The sequence below is a fragment of the Dysosmobacter sp. Phy genome (assembly GCF_054476235.1).
Genome location: NZ_CM136997.1, coordinates 2,475,081 through 2,496,151, shown reverse-complemented (window position 1 = coordinate 2,496,151; position 21,071 = coordinate 2,475,081). Strand labels below are relative to the sequence as shown.

17 protein-coding genes and 2 pseudogenes are annotated in these 21,071 nt (G+C 50.6%); 2 read left to right on the top strand and 17 right to left on the bottom strand.

Going from position 1 to position 21,071, the window contains the following annotated elements:
• Positions 1-355 precede the first annotated feature (355 nt).
• The 17 genes and pseudogenes from ACVDHE_RS12325 to ACVDHE_RS12245 form a co-directional block, all read right to left on the bottom strand.
• On the bottom strand, positions 356-568 hold the full coding sequence (locus ACVDHE_RS12325) for a helix-turn-helix domain-containing protein (RefSeq protein WP_002586615.1): 213 nt from the start codon (positions 566-568) through the stop codon (positions 356-358).
• On the bottom strand, positions 561-983 hold the full coding sequence (locus ACVDHE_RS12320; RefSeq protein WP_002586616.1) for a sigma-70 RNA polymerase sigma factor region 4 domain-containing protein: 423 nt from the start codon (positions 981-983) through the stop codon (positions 561-563). The genes ACVDHE_RS12325 and ACVDHE_RS12320 overlap by 8 nt, the downstream gene beginning before the upstream one ends.
• Before the next feature lie 171 nt (positions 984-1,154).
• Positions 1,155-1,922, bottom strand: a complete 768-nt coding sequence (locus ACVDHE_RS12315) for a class I SAM-dependent methyltransferase (RefSeq protein ID WP_002586626.1) — start codon at positions 1,920-1,922, stop codon at positions 1,155-1,157.
• Positions 1,923-1,972: 50 nt separating this feature from the next.
• Positions 1,973-3,892: a tetracycline resistance ribosomal protection protein Tet(W) gene (tet(W), locus tag ACVDHE_RS12310; RefSeq protein ID WP_002586627.1), complete on the bottom strand. Its 1,920-nt coding sequence runs from the start codon at positions 3,890-3,892 to the stop codon at positions 1,973-1,975.
• Positions 3,893-4,544: 652 nt separating this feature from the next.
• A pseudogene (locus ACVDHE_RS12305) lies at positions 4,545-4,673 on the bottom strand (Maff2 family mobile element protein); the annotation flags it as partial.
• Between the two features lie 2 nt (positions 4,674-4,675).
• Positions 4,676-5,527 (bottom strand): annotated as a pseudogene (locus ACVDHE_RS12300) (VirD4-like conjugal transfer protein, CD1115 family); the annotation flags it as partial.
• Between the two features lie 41 nt (positions 5,528-5,568).
• The gene (locus ACVDHE_RS12295) at positions 5,569-5,727 is read right to left on the bottom strand and encodes a transposon-encoded TnpW family protein (RefSeq protein ID WP_006428300.1); all 159 of its coding nucleotides are present in this window, start codon (positions 5,725-5,727) and stop codon (positions 5,569-5,571) included.
• A gap of 142 nt (positions 5,728-5,869) precedes the next feature.
• Positions 5,870-7,741, bottom strand: a complete 1,872-nt coding sequence (locus ACVDHE_RS12290) for an AAA family ATPase (protein WP_195255631.1) — start codon at positions 7,739-7,741, stop codon at positions 5,870-5,872.
• Positions 7,738-9,234: a MobQ family relaxase gene (gene mobQ, locus ACVDHE_RS12285; RefSeq protein WP_195255632.1), complete on the bottom strand. Its 1,497-nt coding sequence runs from the start codon at positions 9,232-9,234 to the stop codon at positions 7,738-7,740. Before mobQ ends, ACVDHE_RS12290 begins: the two co-directional genes overlap by 4 nt.
• Complete coding sequence (locus ACVDHE_RS12280) at positions 9,200-9,559, bottom strand: DUF3847 domain-containing protein (protein WP_195255633.1); 360 nt, start codon at positions 9,557-9,559, stop codon at positions 9,200-9,202. Before ACVDHE_RS12280 ends, mobQ begins: the two co-directional genes overlap by 35 nt.
• Positions 9,560-10,183: 624 nt before the next feature.
• The gene (tet(40), locus tag ACVDHE_RS12275; protein WP_044999308.1) at positions 10,184-11,404 is read right to left on the bottom strand and encodes a tetracycline efflux MFS transporter Tet(40); all 1,221 of its coding nucleotides are present in this window, start codon (positions 11,402-11,404) and stop codon (positions 10,184-10,186) included.
• Positions 11,405-11,473: 69 nt separating this feature from the next.
• Positions 11,474-13,393: a tetracycline resistance ribosomal protection protein Tet(O) gene (tet(O), locus tag ACVDHE_RS12270; RefSeq protein ID WP_055182589.1), complete on the bottom strand. Its 1,920-nt coding sequence runs from the start codon at positions 13,391-13,393 to the stop codon at positions 11,474-11,476.
• Positions 13,394-13,759: 366 nt separating this feature from the next.
• Positions 13,760-14,137, bottom strand: coding sequence for a TnpV protein (locus tag ACVDHE_RS12265; protein WP_055182591.1), 378 nt, complete (start codon positions 14,135-14,137; stop codon positions 13,760-13,762).
• Positions 14,138-14,238: 101 nt separating this feature from the next.
• Positions 14,239-14,583 carry a TnpV protein gene (locus ACVDHE_RS12260; protein WP_055182593.1) on the bottom strand — a complete coding sequence of 115 codons (345 nt, stop codon included), beginning with the start codon at positions 14,581-14,583 and terminating at the stop codon, positions 14,239-14,241.
• Complete coding sequence (locus ACVDHE_RS12255; protein WP_458884724.1) at positions 14,580-17,570, bottom strand: DUF4368 domain-containing protein; 2,991 nt, start codon at positions 17,568-17,570, stop codon at positions 14,580-14,582. Before ACVDHE_RS12255 ends, ACVDHE_RS12260 begins: the two co-directional genes overlap by 4 nt.
• On the bottom strand, positions 17,567-18,055 hold the full coding sequence (locus ACVDHE_RS12250; protein ID WP_455746659.1) for a PcfB family protein: 489 nt from the start codon (positions 18,053-18,055) through the stop codon (positions 17,567-17,569). Before ACVDHE_RS12250 ends, ACVDHE_RS12255 begins: the two co-directional genes overlap by 4 nt.
• A 6-nt stretch (positions 18,056-18,061) precedes the next feature.
• The gene (locus ACVDHE_RS12245; RefSeq protein WP_458884723.1) at positions 18,062-18,961 is read right to left on the bottom strand and encodes a DUF6017 domain-containing protein; all 900 of its coding nucleotides are present in this window, start codon (positions 18,959-18,961) and stop codon (positions 18,062-18,064) included.
• 553 nt (positions 18,962-19,514) lie between these two features.
• On the opposite strand from ACVDHE_RS12245, the gene ACVDHE_RS12240 reads away from it, so the two are divergent.
• Positions 19,515-20,450, top strand: a complete 936-nt coding sequence (locus ACVDHE_RS12240) for a CPBP family intramembrane glutamic endopeptidase (protein ID WP_458884722.1) — start codon at positions 19,515-19,517, stop codon at positions 20,448-20,450.
• A gap of 154 nt (positions 20,451-20,604) precedes the next feature.
• On the top strand, positions 20,605-21,039 hold the full coding sequence (locus tag ACVDHE_RS12235; RefSeq protein ID WP_213038288.1) for a hypothetical protein: 435 nt from the start codon (positions 20,605-20,607) through the stop codon (positions 21,037-21,039).
• Positions 21,040-21,071 lie beyond the last annotated feature (32 nt).

Genomic DNA, 21,071 nt, shown 5'->3' with positions numbered 1-21,071 from the left:
CTTTCTCTCACTTCCGTCCGCCACTTTTTTGGAAAACTGCAACCACAAAAGTTTGTTTCTCTTTTTCTGCTACTACTAATCCTGTAAAGGGCATTCCTGCCCGCTTTCGCTAAAATGACACCGGACGCAGTGGTTTCTACCCGGTGTTGGAGAAATCCTTTCTCTTTGCCCTCTACTACGGGTAAATGCTCCAAATGCCAAACACCAGGGCAGAAAAATTCCCTCCTCGCTTACTACTACAACCGGCAGGGGGCAAAATGGCCGGGAGCGGAGCCGGACAACAAAAAAAGCAGTAAATCTTTTTCAAGACTTACTGCTTTCGCTGGCCGCGTCGGTGGCGGCTGGTATTCAGTTTTTATGACTTGTCCGGTGGTTCGTCAAGCCGGAACTTGAATTGACAGTCAATTAACCGCTGCTTTACATAGTCCTCCACCTCGGCGTTGACCTGCCCGTTCACTTTTGAGAAATAGCGGATATATCCGGCGTAGTGGAGCAGGACAGCGTTCACGGCTTCTGGGTCGCCCTCACGGGCTTTGAGGATTGTTTCATAGGGGAGAAGTCTACTCATACCGGCTCACCCCCATTTCTTCGCGTAGCCGCTGCAAGGCAAGCTGGATATGCCGCCCCGCTGTGCTGCGTGACCGGCCAATACACGCGCCGATCACGCGCTGCGGCTGGCGCAGAAAGTAATAGCGCAGGATTTCTTCCCGCGTCTGCTCCGGCAAAACAGAGATCGCGTCGGCAAGGGCGGCGTTGCAGAGCAGGACGGTCTGACCGCAGACGGTAAATGGGTATTCCTCGTCCGGCTCCGACGCGGCAAACTGGACAAACTTCTCGTTCATCAGATAGTCAAGGGAAACTTGCCGTTCCCATTGCCGTTTAAGCTTCAAAATCTTGTCCAAGGCGGCACAGCGGATAACAGTCTTGCAAAAGGCGTTGTACCTGCGCTGGATATATTCTTGATAGGCTATCTGGTCGGTCATGGAAATTCCCCTTTCTGAATAATAGTGCGGGGCGGTGGCACTTCTTGCTGTCGCCCCTTGATTGCCTACCAGCAAAGGCGGGCGGGGCTGTCAACGGCTGCGCATATGCGCCGTTCATCTTGACCGTTGACTGGCTCGGCTGGGTTTGCTATTTACCCGACAAACTTGAATTTATTTTAAGCTATCACGTTTTACCTTCTTAAGCCTTACTATCATTACCATAGGAATTTCTTTGTTGGTTTTAAAACATTCTTCATAAAATCCATCAATGACAAATCCAGCTCTAAAACAAAGGTTAAAAATATCTTGTATGGAACGATGATAATAAATCTGCTCTTTCGGTTGCCCTTCAATCGCTATATCATAGTAACTGTGCGGTGTCATATATTTTTCAGTCAACGTGACAAAACAAGGGTGTTGCGTTGCAAAGACAAAAATTCCGCTTTCCTGCAACAGTTCATAAACAGCCATAAGAAGTGGTTCAATATCCGTAATATCCATAATTGCCATATTAGAAACTGCTTTCGTAAAGGCTCGATTTCTTTTTAATTCTAATATACTTTTTCTATCGGTCGCATCCGCCACACAAAATTCAATTTGTTTTGCATATTGTGATTGCCGTCTTTTAGCCAATTCTATCATTTTTTTGCTGTAATCAAAAGCGACAACCGAAGCGCCTCTTTGTGCAAGATACGAAGAATAATTTCCATTGCCACACGCAATATCCAAAATGTAATCCGCAGGATTAGGAGATAGAAGTTCCGTTACTTTGGGACGCACTACCTCTCTGTGAAATTCATTAGATTCGTCACCCATTGCATTATCCCAAAATTGTGCGTTCTCCTCCCAGATTTTTTTACTTTCCTCTGTTCCCATGTTCTCTCCCACTCCCCAAATTTGCTTTTTTGCTTCCATTAAATCTTCCTTACTATATTCCATTGTTACCCTCCATAACTTCTGATTGTTGCCGTCTTGACGATTATGTATCTTTACATTACCTTCTGAAACATATGGCGCACCTTGTCCAGGCGGCTGTTTGGACGGCGGGGCTGGATGACCGGCTGACCGACAGCGGCCTGATATCCTTTCAGCTCTGTAAGGCATACGCTCCGCCCGTTGGTGTAAAAGGCCAGATCAGTACGGTATGCCTGTATACAGCGGGCGGGAATCTCGCCAGTAAAGACAACTTCATCCTTTTTTACCTGGGCCGTTTCGATGGTGGCACAGTATTTCGGTGCATCATGATAAGCCCTGGAAAGGTATTCCTGGGGCGCATAGAGGATGAAGGAGAGATAAGGTTCCAGCAGCTGCGTCCCCGATTCCTTCAATGCCTGTTCCAATACAATCGGGGCCAATGAGCGGAAGTCCGCCGGCGTGCTGACCGGACTGTAATAAAGCCCGTATTCAAAGCAAATCTTACAGTCCGTTACGTTCCAGCCGAACAAGCCCTGCTCCAGCCCGTAACGGATACCATCCCTGACAGCGTTTTGAAAACTCTGGTTCAAGTATCCCAGCGAAACCCGGCTCTCGTATTGTACACCGGAGCCAAGCGAGAGTGGTGTAACAGACAGTCCTATGGATGCCCAAAACGGGTTGGGCGGCACCTCGATATGGATGGTGTGGCTGGCTGCTTTGAGCGGCCGCTCCATATAAATGACGGAGGGTTCCTTTACCACTGTTTCAAGCTTGTATTTTTCCGACAGCAAAGCGGAAACAACCTCCAACTGCACCCGGCCCAAAAAAGAAAGAATGATCTCATGGGTGATGGAATCCACTTCGCAACGCAAAAGCGGGTCAGTATCCGCAAGTTGCGTAAGAGCGTCCAGCAGCCGTTCTCTTTGCGCTGCCGTTTTCGGCGCAATCGTCGTCCGCAGCATGGGGAGGGGGTCCTCGCGCCACCTTTTACGAGGGAGCCGGGTTTGGTCCCCTAATACATCGTTTAACCTCACGCTGTCGCTGGGAAGGATAACAATTTCACCCTGATAAGCGGTGTCTGTCCGAACAATTTCCCCTTTGGATGGAATACGCATCTCTGTGATTTTCAGCTTTTCTCTCCCGGCCAGGGCCACCGTATCCCGCAGGCGCAGCGTTCCGCTGTATAACCGTAGATAGACACGCCGCTGGCCGCAATCGGTGTACTCAACCTTGAAAACGCTGCCGCATAGGGCGGCGCCCCCCTGTTCCCCAATCGGTTGGAACAGCCCTGTCACCGCATCCATCAACGGTTGAATGCCAAGGCCATTTTTGGCGCTGCCATGATAGACTGGGAACAGGGAGGCGTCTTGAACCCGCTGCTGTTCCTCCCGCGCAAGTTTTTCCCGGCTGATTGGTTCTCCTGCGATATACTTTTCCAATAATTCATCGTTATTTTCGATGACCGCATCCCATGCTTCTATGTCGGTATTTTCCTCCAGGACTATTTCCGGGGACAGCGACACCGTCTGCTTGATGATAATATCGGCGGAGAGCTTATCCCGAACAGACTGAACCACGCTCTGCAAATCAACGCCAGCCTGGTCGATCTTGTTGATAAAGATAACGGTGGGAATGTTCATTTTCCGCAGGGCATGGAACAGAATACGGGTCTGGGCCTGCACGCCATCTTTAGCGGAGATCACCAAGATGGCCCCATCTAAAACAGCCAAAGAGCGGTACACCTCCGCCAAAAAATCCATGTGGCCGGGCGTATCCACAATGTTAACTTTACATCTGTGCCACTGGAAGGAAGTGACTGCCGCTTGAATGGTAATCCCACGCTGCCGCTCCAAAAACATGGTGTCCGTCCTCGTTGTCCCTTTTTCGACGCTCCCCGGTTCTGAAATGGCTCCGCTGGCATATAGCAGGCTCTCCGTCAAGGTCGTCTTTCCAGCGTCTACATGGGCAAGAATTCCAATATTGATTATTTTCATGTGATTGTCCTCCCTTTACAGCCCCAAAGGGCATAAAAATCCCCAGCAGTAAAATACTTTTACCACTGGGGATTATAAGTTGCGGACATACACATATACAGCATACACCTGTTTGTGATTGCTGTTTTTGGGGATATGTCAAAATTGATAAGGCAAAAGTATTCTTAAATTGGGTACAAAAAACTAAGCCCCTACAAAAGGAGCTATCATAATCCTTTGTTCCCACTATTTGATTATAGTTTTATTTAAGAATACCTTGCCGCATATTTTTTACTCCTTTTCTGGATTAAATCATTGTATCACATCAGTTTTAGGAAAGCAAGTACCTAAAAGAAATTTTTCTTCCCCTTATATGTAACAATCATACCGGCTTCCTAGCGTTCAGAATGTTTTCTGCTGTCTGCTGTGGTGTTTGGTTGGAATTGTCCAACCAAAAGCCGATCCGTGGTGTTGTCTGCATTTTACTAAATACAAATTCAATGTATACAGAAAGATATAAGGAGTGGGAGGGATTCCGCCGTAGTTGGCATTGTAGGAAAATCCAAAAGTTTAGATTTTCCCACAATGCTTATCTTTTGGTCTTTGGTTCGGAATAGTGTAGTGCTGGCGGTCTATCTCTTGTTTTCGGTTGCTTGCTTCCTTACCGTACATGAGCATTGGAGGCAGGGTTGTCCTGGCCGTAACCTTCCAGAAGGTTGATGCCGCCCCACACGCACAGGCCGCCGCCCAGGGCGATGACCAGAGTCTGCAAAACGTCGATAGCGTTAGTAAAAAAGCTCATATTCACATTTCCTTTCGTTCAGTTGAATTGTTGGGTTGAAGGTCGGTGGCTTTCAATTCGTACAGATCGAAAGGCTCGTCCGGCTTCACGATGGCCGGTCTGCGTTTCATGTACCGTTCAATGTCAAAGGTGTTTTTCTTGTCGGCATCGGCAAGGTATTTGTAGCGGGGATGCTTCGTTATATCAAACTTGTCGCTGAAAAACGGCCGTACCCCTCGAAGCTGCAAGATACACTTGCCTCCGTCCATCACCGCGATCTCGTCCTGGGTCATCAGCTCCTTTCCTAATTTCTGATAGTTGAGGCCGTGGGAAACCTGGCTGCCCCGGTTCTCGGATTGATTGAAGCTGTCGATGGTCTCCTTGCCCAGCAGCTCCGAGATTTCTTTCAGGGTGGATTTCTCCTTGCCTCCCAAAAACAAGGTGGTGTCGCAGTTGCCCACAATGGTATCTGCGGCGTCCTTGTAGATGGTCTTTAACTGGCTTTGGGACTGCAAAATAATAGAAGCCGAGATTTCCCGGCTTCGGATGGTGGCGATCAGCTTATCAAAGTTGGGTATCTGCCCGATATTGGCAAACTCGTCCAGGAGGCACCGTACATGGACGGGCAGCCTGCCGCCGTACACGTCGTCCGCCTTGTCACAAAGAAGATTGAATAGCTGGCTTTGCAGCATGGCGATGACGAAGTTGAAGGTGGTGTCCGTGTCGCTCATAATGAGGAACAGCGCCGTTTTCCGGTCGCCCAGGGTGTCCAGCTCCAGTTCGTCGTCCGACATGATCTCCCGCAGCTCCGCAATATCGAAGGGGGCAAGACGGGCGCCGCAGCTAATCAGGATAGATTTCAGAGTTTTGCCAGAGACGAAAAATCAAGGACTTTTTCATCAAATTCAAAAAGAAGTCACATTTTGCGGACTTCCTCACGGAGCAGACGCTTGATTTTGTCCTCCATCGTCTCTTTTGCGGTCTGGCTGAAATGGACACGGACGATATATGTGGTCTTGCCGATCTGCTTTCTGACAGTCGGGCAAGTGGCGGTGTTGGTTGCGGTATTGTTCATTCAAAATCCTCCTGTAAATGAAAAATGCCCGGTGACTGTTCATCATCGGGCGGTGTCGGTATGAGGGAACAAGGCAAGGCGGCAACATTAAGGTATCTATAAAAACCTTGCCGTCTTTGCCACGCTTGCCGTGTTCCTGTTGTCAGTCTCGGAGATAGCAGACCCATGCTGTGCCGTCTTTCTCGGTCACAAGCCTGTACCCGATACGGCTCTTTGCCGTTCTCATGGTGCGTGAGGAAATCCCACGCTCATTGACCATCTTTTCCAGCTCTGCGCTCGGCATACGCTTTCCGTCTGCCAGCAGTTCCAATATCAGTGCTTCTGCCTGTGCGGTCTTGCTTTCCGTCTTGGCTGTGTCTGTCCCGGCAAGAAGCTCGTCAGCGGTAATGTCATAAGCTCCTATCCACGCAAACCCTTTCTCGTCTCCCAGAGAAAAGGCAAGGGACTGTCCGGGCGGCGCAAGGGAGCTTTTCTCATGGATAAGTACCCTTGTTGTGGGGCTGTCCTTCAGCTTGCCGATAAAGAGCAGACTGCGGACTGCCGCCGTAATGTCGATAGACCCTAATCCCCGGTAGGTGCTTTGCGTTCCTGCGGCTTTGTTGAGGTGTCCGATCAGCACGATAGCGCACCCGGTAGCCTGTGCAATGTCTCCCAGACTGCGGAATATCGGGCGCACCTCGTTTGCCCGGTTCATGTCCACATCTGCGCCCAGAAACGCCTGTACCGGGTCAATGATAACCAGCCTTGCGTTGTTTTCCCGGATTGCCCTTGCGATGCGTTCATCGGCAAGGGTCAGCGGTGTGTCTCTATCGTCAATGACAAGCACTTTTTCAAGGTCTGCGTCCGCTTCCATCAGCCGGGGCTTAACGGTATCGCCCAGACCGTCCTCGGCGGTCTGATAGATGATATTAAAAGGCTCAAGTGTCTCCATACCGGGTAAAGGCTTTCGATTGGTGCAAGCCGCCGCAAGGCGCATAGCAAAGTAGGTCTTGCCCTCGCCGGGGTTGCCCTGTATAATCGTCAGCTTTCCAAATGGGATATACGGAAACCATAGCCAATCCACGCTCGTCAGCTCCACATCTGCCATGCGGAGCATGGGAACAGGCTGGGCGGTGGGCAGCTCTCGCAGCGTGATTGTCTCGGCTATGAATTTGCGGCTGGGAATGTCCCCTTGCTGACGGAGAACATCGTTCCAGTCTTTCCTTGCCGGGACAAGGCGAATGACGGCGATCTCGCTGGGAATGTCCTGCGCCAGTCGGAAGCAGGCTTCACCTCCTGCGGTGTCGCTGTCAAGGCAGAGGAATACTTTTCGGGTGTCCTTGCGTTCAGAAAGGAAACGGTCAAGGGCTTTGCCCGAAACGCCGCCCAGGGCAAGATAGCTCCTTGTCTTCCAGTCCTGCGGATAAAGGCAGATGAACGATAACAGGTCAATCGGTGCTTCAAAGACAAAGAGCTGGTTGCCGTTTCCCTCGTATCGGAACGGATAGGACTTGTCAGACCCGGTAATATCCTGTCTGAATGTGTCTGCCGTTCCTCGCACATGGGCGTATCTCGGCGTACCGCTTCGGTCTCTGCCGACAAACACAACATTGTGCCGCTTTGCGTCCTCGTAAATATCCCCGGAAAGAAGAAAAGCCTCAACAAGCGTTTTGTTGAGACCTCGGCTTTCGCAAAGATATTGAATTGCTCTGTCGGCTGTTCTGTTGTGCAAGGGCAAGTGGAACGCTGTGGGCGGTGCTGTGCTGGCTTCGCTCTGTCCCTCGGCGCTTTCGCCGGTTAAGAGCTGGACTGCTTCGGGAAAGGACTTGCCGTAAAACTCCATGACAAAATCAATGGGATAGCCGCCCTTGCTCTGGCTGTGGCGAAACCATTTGTTTCCCCGGACGGTCAGGCTGTCATGTTCTTTCCAGCGGTATTCCCGTCCGCTTTTGATAAGCGTCTCTCCCTGTGTGCGGAGAAAATCTTCCAGACTGACGGCGTTTGCCCGGTCAATCTGTGCTTGGGTGTAATTCATCGGGATAGTTCCTCCTTTTTGTGTCGTGTTTGGGGTCGATTTTGGAGCATTTGTTCCTCTGTGCGCTCGTTAAATCGGGCGGCAGTATCTACGCATGACTTGACCTTCCAAAGACGGTGTAAATCGTCTCTGACGGTCTTAAACTCGCCGTAGGTGGTTTCATGCGCCTGTTCCAGAGCGTCATACTCTGCGGACAGCTTTTTCATATCCACCTTGCCGTCCGGGAACTCCCCAGTCAGCTTTCGTCTGGCGGCGTAGAACTGTATCAGTTCCGTTTCATGCTCTGCCTTGTACTTGGCTCTGGGCTTCTCAAACTTGATTTTCTGCAAGCCGTCATAGACAGGCTTCAAGCTCTGGAAAGCAGCGGAGCTGTCATAGAGCTGCTTAATTGCTTTCATTCGGGCGGTCTGTTCGTCCAGCGTTTTCTTCAAGCTCTCTGTGGCAGCACTGTGTTCGCTGACACGGTGTTCCAAATCTTCAAGGGAGTAAATGCCGTTTGCCCGGAGATAATTGAAAGTCTCGTTCATCTCCTTTAGGTTGCTGACCTTGCCTTTCTGCGAATATGCCCCGGCTCTGCGCTGGGTGTAATAGGCGTTCAGCAGAGAAACAAGGTCGGGTGCCTGCGGCTTGGCAAGCTCTGCTTTTGCTTCGGCAATCCAATCAAACAGGAGAGCGATTTTCTTCTTGATGTCCCGGATAACGGCATTGGTGGCTCTAATCCAGCGATTGAACTCGCCTTTCTCGGTGCGTATGCCTTTCTTCTCCATTGCCCGGACGGTTGCGCCCTCATGGACGGTGGGAAGAAGCTCCACGCCCTGACGCTCATAGCTTCGGTGGTCGATACGAACGTCAAGCCCCTTTTCCGCAAACTTGGCGTTGCATAGCTCCGCCCATGTCTGCCGCCAGTATTCCAGCGTTTCGGGACTGCCCCAGTCGGTAGTGGGAACGGCGTTGAACACAAACTTTCCGTCTGCGTCCCGGATACGGTTGCCGTCCTCGTCCAGCTCATACACCCGGCGTTGCTTTAGCCCCCATTTGCCGTTCTGCTCGATGGGGCGGATGGGGCAAAGCACATGAAAATGTGGGTTTGGTATGCCGCCGTCCTCCCGGTCTGGCTGGTGTACGGCGAAGTCAACCACCATGCCCCGGCTCACAAAGTTCTCCAATAAAAATTGCCTTGCAAGAGCGATGTTTTCCTCAAGGGAGAACTCATTCTGCAAGGCAATGTCAAAGCTGTATGCAAGCTGTGCGTTCTTTCCACGCTCGGCTTTTTCCACGGCGTTCCATAGGGTCTGGCGGTCTGCGTATTCGGGCGGTGCATGGGACGGCAGGAGAATGTCAGAGCAGATCACGCCGCCCTTTCTGGTGTAGTCGCTGTATTCGCCGTAATACTCGCTATACAATCGCTCCCCGGCACGGTAGGCGGCAGAAGCAATAGCGGACTGTCCTGCGCTTCGCTTAGTCTGCGTGACGCTTAGATGAAATAGTGCCATCGGCTTTCAGCTCCTTTTCTCTGTTCGCTTGGTTGGTGTGAGTAATCGCCATGTGCCGGACGGCTCGCTGGACTTCGGACAGAGAAAAGATGTACTCCATCAGCTCTGTCATTTCGGTGCGTGTGAGATCTTTGACCTCCGGGGCAAGGCTCTCAATCGTGCCGCCCAGATTGCAAAGACGATGGGTGCGTTTCTGCCTTTCGCCTTTCTCCAGATATTTCTTTCTGTTCTCCAGACGCTCCAGCTTGTGCTTCTCCTGTGCAAGCTGCGTCTCAGCTCGTTCCTTTTCGGCTCGAAGCTGATCGAGGGTTTTCGGTTTTGTCATTGTGATTGACCTCCTTTTTTGATTTTTGGGATAAAAAAAGACCGTCAACTTTTCGCATAGTGCGACCAGTCAACGGTCAGTTTTTCGGTATTCAGTTTTTCAAACTTGCTGGCGGCGAACAGCATTTCATGCTGTTTGCGGACGGCAAGTACACAGGGGATAGCCGCATAAGCGGCGCAAGGGAGTGTAGCTCCCTTGACGGAACAAAGTGACGCAACATTCTCGGTCGGGCAGTTTTCTTCTGCTGACAGAGAATGAAGCTCCGCAGGACGCACGAATACTTCCGATAGGAGAGTATAGAAGTGCGCCCTTTAGTTCCTAAAGGGATTTTATCAGTTCGTCAAACTGGAATTGGTCATTCTTCTTTTTCTTCAGGAGTATCTTCATTTGGCTTGGAACTGATTTTTGAAACAATAATACCTGTGCAAGTAACAACTACCACACAAAGATACATTCCTATTCCTAATGCTCATGTACGGTAAAGTATCACAAGAAAATTATGTCGAATTGACAGCCGCCTCCGCTATACCGAATAAGGAAATAAAGAGTCCTCAAATTTTGCGCTACTAAATGAAGACGAGCGGAAGTAATCTCCCGCTCGTCAGTAAACTTAACTATGCCATATCAATCCCGCTTCTTTCCCGCCACCGGCACTAAGAACAGCGCGGGCAACAGCAGGAAAGCGGTACAGACCAGCCCCCAGGGTATGGACACCTGCTGGGCTACCAGCCCCACAATAGGCCCGCCGATGATCTGCCCGAAAGAGTCCAGCTGTCCGCTGGTGGAAAAGACTGTGGCGCGCATTTTCTCATCCACATGGTCGTTCATCCAGGCGGCCAGCACAGGCTCCTTGATGGTGCGCATAAGCCCCGCCAGCAGGAACACCAACAACATGAACCAAAAGCTCCGCCCCACCGCGAAGAGAACCAGGAACAGGATATACCCGGCGCTGGTGGACATGACCACACTGGTTCGGCTGACAGTCCCTTTTTTCTCCATGCGGGCGATGAGCAACTGAGAAGCCAGAATACCTAAGCCGCTGCCGATAAGACTGATAACACCGAACCAAGTGACGCTGTTCAGCGGCCCGATAACGGGTATTACCGTGTCATCCAGAAAATGAGCGGTGGAGAGCCGGTCAAAGCCTTCACTGGCAAGTCCCCCGCATAGTGTGATTGCTAAGAGCGCCAGCAACACAGGTGCGCCTTTCACAAAGCCCAGGTTGAGCTTGAACAGGCAGACAAAGTCTTTAAGCAAGCCCTGCCGTTCCTCAATAGCAGGGGAGAAGTTGGTTTCTGGCATGATGCGAACCATCACCAGCCCCAACAACAAGCACAAACTGCCCCCCAAGATGAGAGGCATTTGCAGGTTTATGTTTCCCAGCAGTGTGCCCAGCACCACGCCCAGAACGCCGCCGATTTGCCCCATTTGACTGCCCCGCAGGAACACCTTGTCTATGGGTTTGTCCTCTTCCTCCGAGGCAATCCACGCCTCCAGAGCGCCGGTGATGAAGGTATCACCGCAACCCCAGACAACCTGGGCCAGCAGAACCGGCGCGAACCACGGTAGCGCACCCTCCATCAGAAAGCCCAGGCCGTAGAGGAACATTCCAATCAGCACCGAGCGCCGACGGCTATACAAATCCGCCACCACACCGGTGGGCATCTCGAACAGAAAGCAGGAGGTCTCCTGAACCGTCCCTACCAGGACAAGCTGGAAAGCATCCAGCTGCACCACCTCCAGGTGGTACACGATGGAAAGCACTGTGGACATAGAAACCGCCAGGGAACAGACAAATCGGAACAGCAGGTAGACAGAATATGCCTTTGAATTTTTAGCAAACATGAAGTTACATTTCATCATAATTAGTCTCTAATCCTTTCAAATCTCATTTTATATGACTTTTGCAAGCTGTTAAGCTAACTTGTGGAACATATGCCGAACCTTATCTATACGGCTATTCGGGCGGCGGGGTTGGCAAATAAATTTACCAATAGCTGGCTGGTATCCTTTTAACTCTGTCAAGCAGACTCCCTGCCCATTTGTGAAATAAGTTAAATCGTTCCTGTATTCTTGAATACATCTAGCAGGGATTTCTCCTTTCAGAATGACCTCGTCATTCTTTATCTGAGTACTTACAATATCTGCACAATACCTTGGAGCATCATGATACGCCCGTGAGAGATATTCCTGCGGTGCATAAATTTCAAAGTGGAGATATGGCTCTAATAGTTCTGTCCCTGCTTTTTTTAAAGCCTGCTCCAATACGATAGGGGAAAGCAGCCGAAAGTCTGCGGGGGTACTTACAGGACTATAATACAATCCATATTCAAAACAGATTTTACAGTCTGTCACTTTCCATCCATACAGCCCCTGCTCGCAGCCATAAAGAACCCCCTCCATAACCGCATTTTGGAACGATTGATTTAAATATCCAAGTGAAACTCTGCTTTCATACTGCACTCCGCTTCCAATAGGGAGCGGCTCTATGGACAACCCGACAGAAGCCCAGAAAGGATTTGGCGGGACTTCTATGTGGATGGTATATTCTGCTTTTCTAAGCGGTCTTTCCATATATATAACAGTAGGCTCTTTTATTTCTGCCTCCACATGATATTTTTCCTCAAGGATGGCACAAATGACTTCCATCTGCACATTCCCCAAAAAAGATAACATAATCTCATGTGTAACAGTATCAATGTCAAAATGCAAAAGAGGGTCTGTATCAGCAATCTCTGCGAGGGCATTTAACAGGGCTTCCCTTTGCTCCGGCTTTTGCGGCTCTACCGTTGTCCGAAGTAATGGCATGGGATTATCAATCCATGTTTTGTGAGGCAGGAGTTTTTCATTTCCCAGAATGTCGTTCAGTTTCAAAGTATCATCAGCTAAAATAACAATTTCTCCCGGACAGGCATGGTCAGCCGGGACGATTTCACCATTTGACGGAATACACATTTCTGTGATTTTTATTTTCTCTTTTTCAGATATTCTAATAACATCCCTCAAATGCAATGTTCCGCTATATATACGCACATAAACAAAACGCCGCCTTTTCTCTGAATATTCAATCTTAAAAACCTGCCCGCATAGTTCAGATTGACCTTCAGGCGTTGATGAATAAAATTTACTGGCAATTACTTCTATAAGCTGCCGAATCCCCAGATTGTTTTTAGCGCTTCCGTGATAAACGGGAAATAACGTTCCGTTTTGGAATCTCCTGTTTTCTTCCTGTTCCAGTTCTGACATTTTAAACGGTTTCCCTGACATATATTTCTCTAATAGTTCATCGTTTCCCATAATTACCGCATCCCACTGTTCCATATCGTCATTGTCCGTTACATTTATATGGGGATGCTGCCCAACCTTTTGCTTCACTATAATTTCCGAAGAAAGCTTTGCTTTCATTTCCCGATATACCATTGGCAAATCAATCCCCTCTTGGTCAATTTTATTGATGAAAAAAATTGTCGGAATCTTCATTATCTGTAGTGCATGAAACAGTATACGGGTCTGTGCCTGTATGCCATCCTTTGCAGAAACTAATAATACTGCTCCGTCTAATACGGATAAAGAACGGTATACTTCCGCCAAAAAATCCATATGGCCTGGCGTATCTATAATGTTGACTTTTACATCCTCCCACTGAAAAGATGTCACTGCTGTCTGGATAGTGATTCCCCTTTGACGCTCCAAATTCATTGTATCTGTCCTTGTTGTGCCTTCATCTACGCTCCCTAGTTCTGCAATTGCACCACTGGTATACAATAAACTTTCCGTTAATGTTGTCTTTCCTGCGTCAACGTGAGCCAGAATGCCTAAGTTAATTATTTTCATGTGATTTTCCTCCTATCAACACCCAAAAAAGGGCATAAAAATACCCAGTGATAAATACTCCTATCACTGGGTAAATAACTCCAATAGCCCCAAAACACTTATATGTTTTCGGGCATATAAAATTACATGATAAAAGTATTCTTAAACTGGGTACAAAAAACTAAGCCCCATATTAAAAGTGAAACGGGACTGCTACTTTTTGTTCCCACTATCAAATTGACAGTTTATTTAAGAATACCTTGCCGCATATTTATTAACTCCTTGTATAATACTGAATCTAATTATATTCCTTAACCCTTTATTTGTCAAGCTGACAAACTAAAGCAGAAAAAGCGGCAGGATTTCCCCCTGCCACTAATCATCTGTTTATGCAAAAATAATTTCCTTTTCCACAATCTCCCTCGCACAAGCCCTTATGTTATTGAGGCATCCTGTCCATTCTAAGGCGTTTTCTGCCTTTAGCTGTTCCGTTATGCCCTGTGCCTGTTTCATACCCTCTATGAGCCTTTCAAAGCGTTCCTGTGCCTGTCTGTTGATGTCGGCAAGGTAGGCGTTTAGCCTGCCGCTTGTAAGAAGATTGGTGTATGTAACTTTACGGTACTGTTTTAGATAATCTAAATGCCGTTGCCCCCAGATGCCTATTGCCTGTTCTTCTTCGGCGGGTACAGTTAAGCACGGTATCAAATAATCCCCTTGCCTTTCGTATTTGCCGCCCAGTTCCTCAAATAATGATTTGTTGCTCACTTTTCGTATTCAAATTATACCATAAAACTTGTGAACAATTCTACCGCAACTTTGGAATATATGAGAAAAGTCCGGACAGTTTTCTGCCCGGACTTCCTCGCTCAATCATAAATCAATTCCGCTTTCACAATCTCCTCTGCCTGTGCCTTGCAAGCGTTCATCTGCCGCACCCATTCCATTTGATTATCGGCTTTCAGTTGCTCGGTCACGCCGTACTGCTTTGCCAGTTGCGGCACGATCAGCTCCATTCGGTTTTGTGCCGCTTCGTCAATCTCGGCGCAATGCTCAAAGAGCCTATCGGATAGCACCAGCTCATTGAACAGTATCGGGCGGTGCATTTCCAGATACGCCTTGCGGAGTCTGCCGTAGTGTCCGAGGGGCTTTGTCTTGCGGATAATGATGTTCGGGATAAGATAATCACCGTTCTGTGTGTAAGTGATATTCATGCTGTTTGTACTCCTTTCATCGGCTCTCTCTGCGGTAAACTGCTGACGGGAACGAACACTCCCTTTGCAATGTCCTCTGCACGAATGGCGGCTTTCTTGGCTTCGATTTCCGCCTTTTTTCTCCCCTTGATTTTGTCCTCGTATCGCTTCTGTGCTCCGCTGGCTTTCCGTTTCAAGTAGTTCTGATGAAGCCTGTCCTTGCGTTCCTCACGCTTGCGGATTTCCTCCAATTCCTCCGGGGTCAGCTCCACTTCTCCAAACGTCGGGGGAACGAATCGCCCAACGAAATTGAAGTAAATCTCGACCTCCTGTGTGGTCTGTATACTGCCTTTACGGTCACGCTCATGCACAAGGATTTTCTCGATGAACTCATTGAGCATGGCAATGGTCAGCTTGTCGAAGTTCTCGTATTTGTCAATCAGAGCGATAAAACGGTCAGCGTTCTTTTCGTGCGTTTCATAGCTCTTGACTGCCTTTTCCAGAGCAGAGATTTCAGCGGTAAGCTCGGACTGTTCCTTTGCGTATTGAGCGTCCAGAGTGGCGTATCTGCTGTCGGACAGCTTTCCTAAAATGTTGTCCTCATAGATTTTGCAGAGCAGGACTTCCAGCTCGGAAATCCTCTGCTTAGCGGCAGCAAGGCGTATGCGCTGTTTCTTAACTTCTGTTGTTTGCTGGCTGGACTGCGCTTCCTGCACCACACGGACAAACTCGGCTCGGTCGAGCTTTGCATATTCGGCAATGGCTTTGAGCATTTCGGAAACAAGGGACAGTACCACATCTTCATTGATACGGTGCTGGGTCTTGCATAGCGTTCCGCAAGGAACTTTGGTGTACTGTGAGCAGGTGTATTGAGAAATGCGCTTGCCGTTGTTGGTGCGGTGGACATACATCTTGCCGCCGCAATCGGCACAATAAAGCAAGCCTGTGAGGGGAGCTGCTTCGCCCCAGCCGTCCGGGTAGCGTCTGACATTCCCACGGATTTTCTGCACAAGGTCAAAGGTCTGCTGGTCAATGATAGGCTCATGGGTATTCTCGAAAATTGTCCATTCGTCCTCCGGGACATAATGGCTTTTCTTGTCCTTGAAGTGCTTTCGGGTCTTGAAATTGATGGTGTGTCCCAGATATTCACGCTTTTCAAGAAGGTTGCAGATGGTGGAAGAACCCCAGCCGTACACATCTTTGAAAGTCTTATTCTTGTTCACGCCCTCGCCGTGCTGGGCAAGGTAAGCGGACGGAATGAGGACTTTTTCTTCTTTCAGCTTGCTGGCGATCTGATACGGACCGTAGCCCTCAATCGTCATGGCAAAGATGCGCTTGACCACATCAGCGGCTTCGGGGTCAACCAACCATTGGTCTCTGGCTTCGTTCCAGAGATAGCCGTAAATGACCGTGCCTGTAAGGTGCTTGCCGGACTTGCCTTTGGACTGGAAAGTGGAACGGATTTTACGGCTGGTATCTCTGGCGTAATACTCGTTCATAATGTTGCGGAAAGGGGTAAAATCATCGTCCCCTCTGGCACTGTCTACGCCGTCATTGATGGCGATAAGGCGAACGCCACGCTGACGCAGGATTTCCATAATCTGACCGACTTTCAGATAGTCACGACCCATGCGGCTCATGTCCTTGATACACAGGTACTCCACATTCCCGGCTTCCACTTCTTTCATCATTGCCAAAAATCCGGGACGGTCAAAGCAAGTACCACTAATGCCATCGTCCGTGAAATGGACAATGTTCGTAAACCCCTGCCGTGCGGCGAACTCCTCCAACATAGCTTTTTGATTGGAAATGGAATTGCTCTCACGCTGTTGGTCATCATCTTTGCCGAAGTCATCACGGCTCAGTCGTTCGTACAGAGCTGTGATTTTCTCGTTTTTTCTCATAACTTGTGCTCCTTTCTTCGGTTTTAGGTTGTGTGTTCTAAGAGACTTCCCAACCGCTTGATTAAGAAGTCTTTTAGAGCATACAACACCGGCGGCCAGCTTGAATTTGCGGTACTGCTTCACGGCGAAGTGGTCCGGGTGCTCCTTCTCCAGCTTGGCAAAGAGCAAGTCAACGGGGCTTTGAAATTCCTCGTCGTCCTCTCTGGCCTCCGATGCGTTGATGAGCTCCAGCAGCGTGAGGAAGTTTTTTTCTTCCGGCTCCGCCTCGTACCAGATGTACCCGATCAGGGCGCAGTACAAAAGGCGCTCGGCCTTGACCCAAAAATCTTCCGAGGATTTTTCCCCGTCACCTTTGGTGTTGGCGATGATGACATTGACCAATTTGAGGATGTCTTTCTCTGACCGGATATAGGCGAAGGGGTTGTATTTCATGCTCTTTTTGAAGTTGATGGTATTGAGGACCTTGATGCGGTACGGCTCATAAATGACCTTGCCGCGGGCGTCACGCATGGGCTTTCCGTTCTCGTCCAGCTTAGGGGCTCCCCGCCGCAGCATGGTCCCCACCTCGGACAAAAGCTGCCCTTTGGGATCGGTGACCACATAGCTGCTGTGCATCTGCATCAGGGAGGGTTTGACGAAGAAACGGGTCTTGCCGCTGCCGCTGCCGCCGATGACCAGGATGTTTTTGTTTCGGGCGTACTTGGGATTTTTCGGTCGGCTGGACATGGTGAGCTTTTCCGTCTGGGTCAGCGGGATATTCCAGTCAGGGACCGGATCGACATAGGGAGCAATATCCGCCGCTGTGCCCCAGCGGGCGCTGCCGTACTCAATGCCACGGCGATATTTACGGGCGTTTTTCCCTTTGGCGTACACCGCCAGCCGGACGACGACCGCCCCGGCGATGCCCACCAGCAGGTCCAGCGGATACAGGCTGGGCAGCCCAGAAGAAAACGCCTCCGTAAAGCCCTGGCTCAAATGCAGGAACTTTTCAGAGGCGTCAAGGCCGGGTGCAAGGCGCACCGCCTGGCAGAGCTTATCAAAGAGATAGACAAACAGAAGATACGGCAGGTTGGGGAGCAGCTTTTTCTTCCAGTCAACCGTCATAATTCCACACCCCGGTCTTTGGTCTTGACCTTCTCCCGCTGGCGGTGCTGGACTTTGGATTGCTGCTTTGCCTGCTCCAGCTCCTTGCGGATGGAGGGCTTTTTCTCTTTCTCCAGGTTCTTTGCGGAGAACTCCCGGAAAGCCGCTGTGATAACGTCGGCATCCCGGCCCTTGAAGAACACCAGATAGCGGGGTATCTCGCCGCTGGTGTCCTTTTTCAGCGCGAAGTCAATGCCGTACTTCTTGGCGGTGGCGGAAAAGGCCCGGATGTTCTGGTCGGTGATCTCGATGTTGGAAACGCCGGTGTTGTGCTTCATCAACTGCCGGAGGGTCTGTTTTCCGTGGTGCAGTTTGGTCTTGTGGCCGGTCACGCCTTTCTGCATCTCGTCCAGCACCTTTTTCATGGCCTGTTGCAGCATCCCGGCGGAGAGCTTGGTGGCCTCCACACAGAGGGCAACGGTGCGCTGGGTGACTTCTTCCTGCATAAGTCATCATCTCCTTTCTCCGCTGCCGTACAGATCGTGGTTTACCAGAGACGCATAGTAGCTGTCAATGGTGGCCGGGGCGTTATACAGGGCAGCCAGCAGATATTTCTTGATGTTGCGGACATAGGTGGTGTTCTCCCGCATCCGGTCCAGCACATACTCGATGTGAGAACTGTTCAGCTTCAGGAACCGGGATTTGACCACCTCCGCCGGATAGTCATCCCCGGCAATGCGGATCGTCTCCCTGCGGGAACAGACGGTATCCACCATGAGCTCCACCAGCTCGTCCAGGCGGTCACGGTCCATACGCTCGTTCTGTATGAGGATGTCATACTCGATGTTCTCCAAAATCAGTTCCCGATAGCTCCCTCGCTCCTGCATCCAGTCCCGTCCAGCCCTGTTGCCCCCTGCGGGGGTTTGGGGGCTTGATTGGATAGGATTTGATCCTTCCGTACTTGATGAATCAGTATTTGATATTTGGTTACTTGATCCTTTAGTATTTAATTGTGCGGGGTTTTCCTGTTCAGGTTTTCCCAAGACAGGAGAATCCAAGACTGGTTTTACCTGAACTGGATTTTCCCGTTCAGGTTTTCCCGGTTTAGGTTCCGGCGGCCTGGGCTGCTCCAAAATCGTGTACTCGATGCTGCCGAGCCGCCCGTTGGCGTTACGGACTCTTTCACGGATAATGTACCCCGCATCCTCCAGCTCCCGAACCGTAGCACAAATACTGTCCACTCCATCCCGGCATATCCGGGCAAGGCCTTTGGTGGTGTAGTCCCAATCCTCCGGCAAAGACAGCATGAGGGACAGCAGCCCCTTCGCTTTCAGCGACAGCGCCGTGTTCCGCAGATGATGGTTTGCCATCACCGTGTAGTCGCGGGTTTTCTCAATGCGAAATACCGCCATAATCTCACCTCCCTCCGGCGGTCTGGAAAAGTGTTCGTTTTCGGGGAAAAGATGACCTCTGTATCCAACGGATACCCGAAGGACAAATCACCTGCGCCTGCTTTCCAACAGACAGCACAGGAAGAAAATAGAGGGATTTTCGCCCCTAATTGGCACACTAAATTTTAGGCGTAAAAAAGGGCGGCTGCCTTAAAACAGTCGCCCTAATGTGGGGAGATATACAAGATATTTTTCTGTTCGGATGCCCGAAAACCATTGATATTACTGGGTTTTTCAAAAAGTTCTGTATCGCCACTCGTACCAGTCAGAGTGTCCAGATTTGGGCACTCTGATTTTTTATTCCTGTTTTGTTGCGGCACTCCAAACCGATCTTCCTCTGTCCGTCTGTTGCCGGTTTTGTTCCTTTCAGCAGACGAATATCCCATAACCGCAAGCCAGCTTTCCGGCACACCTGTTTAAAAGCGCTGCATAACTGCGTTCATACCGAAACTTTTCCAGGAAAACACGCTCGATGAAATATATGGAAAGAAAAGGCCTTAAGGTTTGCTAAGATTTGCCCACAAAGCGGCGGGAATATGCTACAATAGGCCGAATTTTGCGGTTATTGCCGCAACAGGAGGTTATTATGGTCAAAAAAATTCCACCGCTGCACAGTCTGACTTGGCTGTGGGGCAGCCTGCTTGCATACAGCTTTCTGTTCGGGCTCCTGCAAAAAATCCTGTTCTTCATTCCCGGAGTGTCGGAGGGTACCGTACTGCTCCTCAGCAGCACGGTATCATCGGCGGTCCCCTTGATCTGGTCCGCCTCAACAACAGGCGGCGGAACTCCGCCCTTTCCCGCCTCTAAAGCCTCCCCGGGGCTGCTGGTCTTTCTCATGAGCATATCGCTGAGCGGTAATCTGGCCATCTCGCTTTTTACGCCGGTTTTGGAACAAATATGGAAACTGGTGGGCTTCACTGCCCTGCCCGCAGGAGACGCAACCGCCACACCGCTGCTGGTACTGTACATCTGCGTGGTCGCCCCTATTTTAGAGGAGCTGGTCTACCGGGGGGTGGTACTGCGCCGCCTGCTGCCGGGCGGAGAACGGCAGGCAATTTTACTGTCGGCCCTGTGCTTTGCGTTCATGCATCACGATCTCTATCAGGGGCTGGCCGCCTTCTGGGGCGGCCTGATCTTTGGCTACGCCGCCCTGCGCCATGGGCTGCGGGTCTCTGTCGGCCTGCATGTCGCAGGGAACTCCATCGCCATGGCGCTGACGCTGCTGCAGCAGGCCGGCGCTCCCGGCGACCTGGCTGCTCTGGCCGCGGCGGCCGTACCGGTGGTGATTTCAGCCGCAGGAATCTGCCGTCTGATGCTGAAGAGACGGCGCCAAAGCCCCGGAACAGGCCCATCCGGAGGGAACGGCGATATATGGCGCAATCCCGCCCTGTGGGTACTGCTGACCTTTGAAACGGTCTATCTGATCGCGGCCTCCTTCTCCCGCCTTTGATCCAATCGCAGGCGCAACTCTGCACCGGATGTTGCGCTGCGAAAGGATTGCCCCGCCTGCCGGCGCAGTCCATGGCTCCGCGCCCTCTTTCGGGCATAAAAACCGGGCGGCTGGTCCACACTAGCTTCATCTCAACGAGGGGGCTGAAGTTTCCATGGTTGAACAAGACACCGTCAAGCTGCTGCGGGAATGCGACGCCGGCGTCAAAATGGGCATCGCGTCCCTGGATGATGTTCTGGAGCAGGCGCACAGCGCCGCTCTCCGGCAGTCTCTCATCCAGTGCAAAAGCGCCCACAGCCAGCTGGAAAACGAGATCGAGTCGCTGCTGGACCGCTATCACGACGACGGCAAGGAGCCGAATCCCATTGCCAAAGGGATGTCCTGGATCAAGACCAACGTGAAAATGGGTATGGACAACTCGGATCAGACCATCGCGGAGCTGATTACGGACGGCTGCAATATGGGCGTCAAATCGCTGAACCAGTACCTCAATCAATACAAAGCGGCGGATGAGGTCTCCAAGGACATCGCCAAACGGCTGATCCAGCTGGAAGAGCGGCTGGCCGTGGACATCCGCAAATTTTTATAGTGCGCGGAGAGAGCTCCGTCTCTTCTCTCAAA

Excerpts from the sequence above, each read along its gene's own strand:
- ACVDHE_RS12325 (WP_002586615.1), bottom strand. The coding sequence starts at position 568 with ATGAGTAGACTTCTCCCCTATGAAACAATCCTCAAAGCCCGTGAGGGC.
- ACVDHE_RS12320 (WP_002586616.1), bottom strand. The coding sequence starts at position 983 with ATGACCGACCAGATAGCCTATCAAGAATATATCCAGCGCAGGTACAAC.
- ACVDHE_RS12315 (WP_002586626.1), bottom strand. The coding sequence starts at position 1,922 with ATGGAATATAGTAAGGAAGATTTAATGGAAGCAAAAAAGCAAATTTGG.
- ACVDHE_RS12295 (WP_006428300.1), bottom strand. The coding sequence starts at position 5,727 with ATGAACAATACCGCAACCAACACCGCCACTTGCCCGACTGTCAGAAAG.
- ACVDHE_RS12290 (WP_195255631.1), bottom strand. The coding sequence starts at position 7,741 with ATGAATTACACCCAAGCACAGATTGACCGGGCAAACGCCGTCAGTCTG.
- mobQ (WP_195255632.1), bottom strand. The coding sequence starts at position 9,234 with ATGGCACTATTTCATCTAAGCGTCACGCAGACTAAGCGAAGCGCAGGA.
- ACVDHE_RS12280 (WP_195255633.1), bottom strand. The coding sequence starts at position 9,559 with ATGACAAAACCGAAAACCCTCGATCAGCTTCGAGCCGAAAAGGAACGA.
- ACVDHE_RS12260 (WP_055182593.1), bottom strand. The coding sequence starts at position 14,583 with ATGAATATCACTTACACACAGAACGGTGATTATCTTATCCCGAACATC.
- ACVDHE_RS12255 (WP_458884724.1), bottom strand. The coding sequence starts at position 17,570 with ATGACGGTTGACTGGAAGAAAAAGCTGCTCCCCAACCTGCCGTATCTT.
- ACVDHE_RS12250 (WP_455746659.1), bottom strand. The coding sequence starts at position 18,055 with ATGCAGGAAGAAGTCACCCAGCGCACCGTTGCCCTCTGTGTGGAGGCC.
- ACVDHE_RS12245 (WP_458884723.1), bottom strand. The coding sequence starts at position 18,961 with ATGGCGGTATTTCGCATTGAGAAAACCCGCGACTACACGGTGATGGCA.
- ACVDHE_RS12235 (WP_213038288.1), top strand. The coding sequence starts at position 20,605 with ATGGTTGAACAAGACACCGTCAAGCTGCTGCGGGAATGCGACGCCGGC.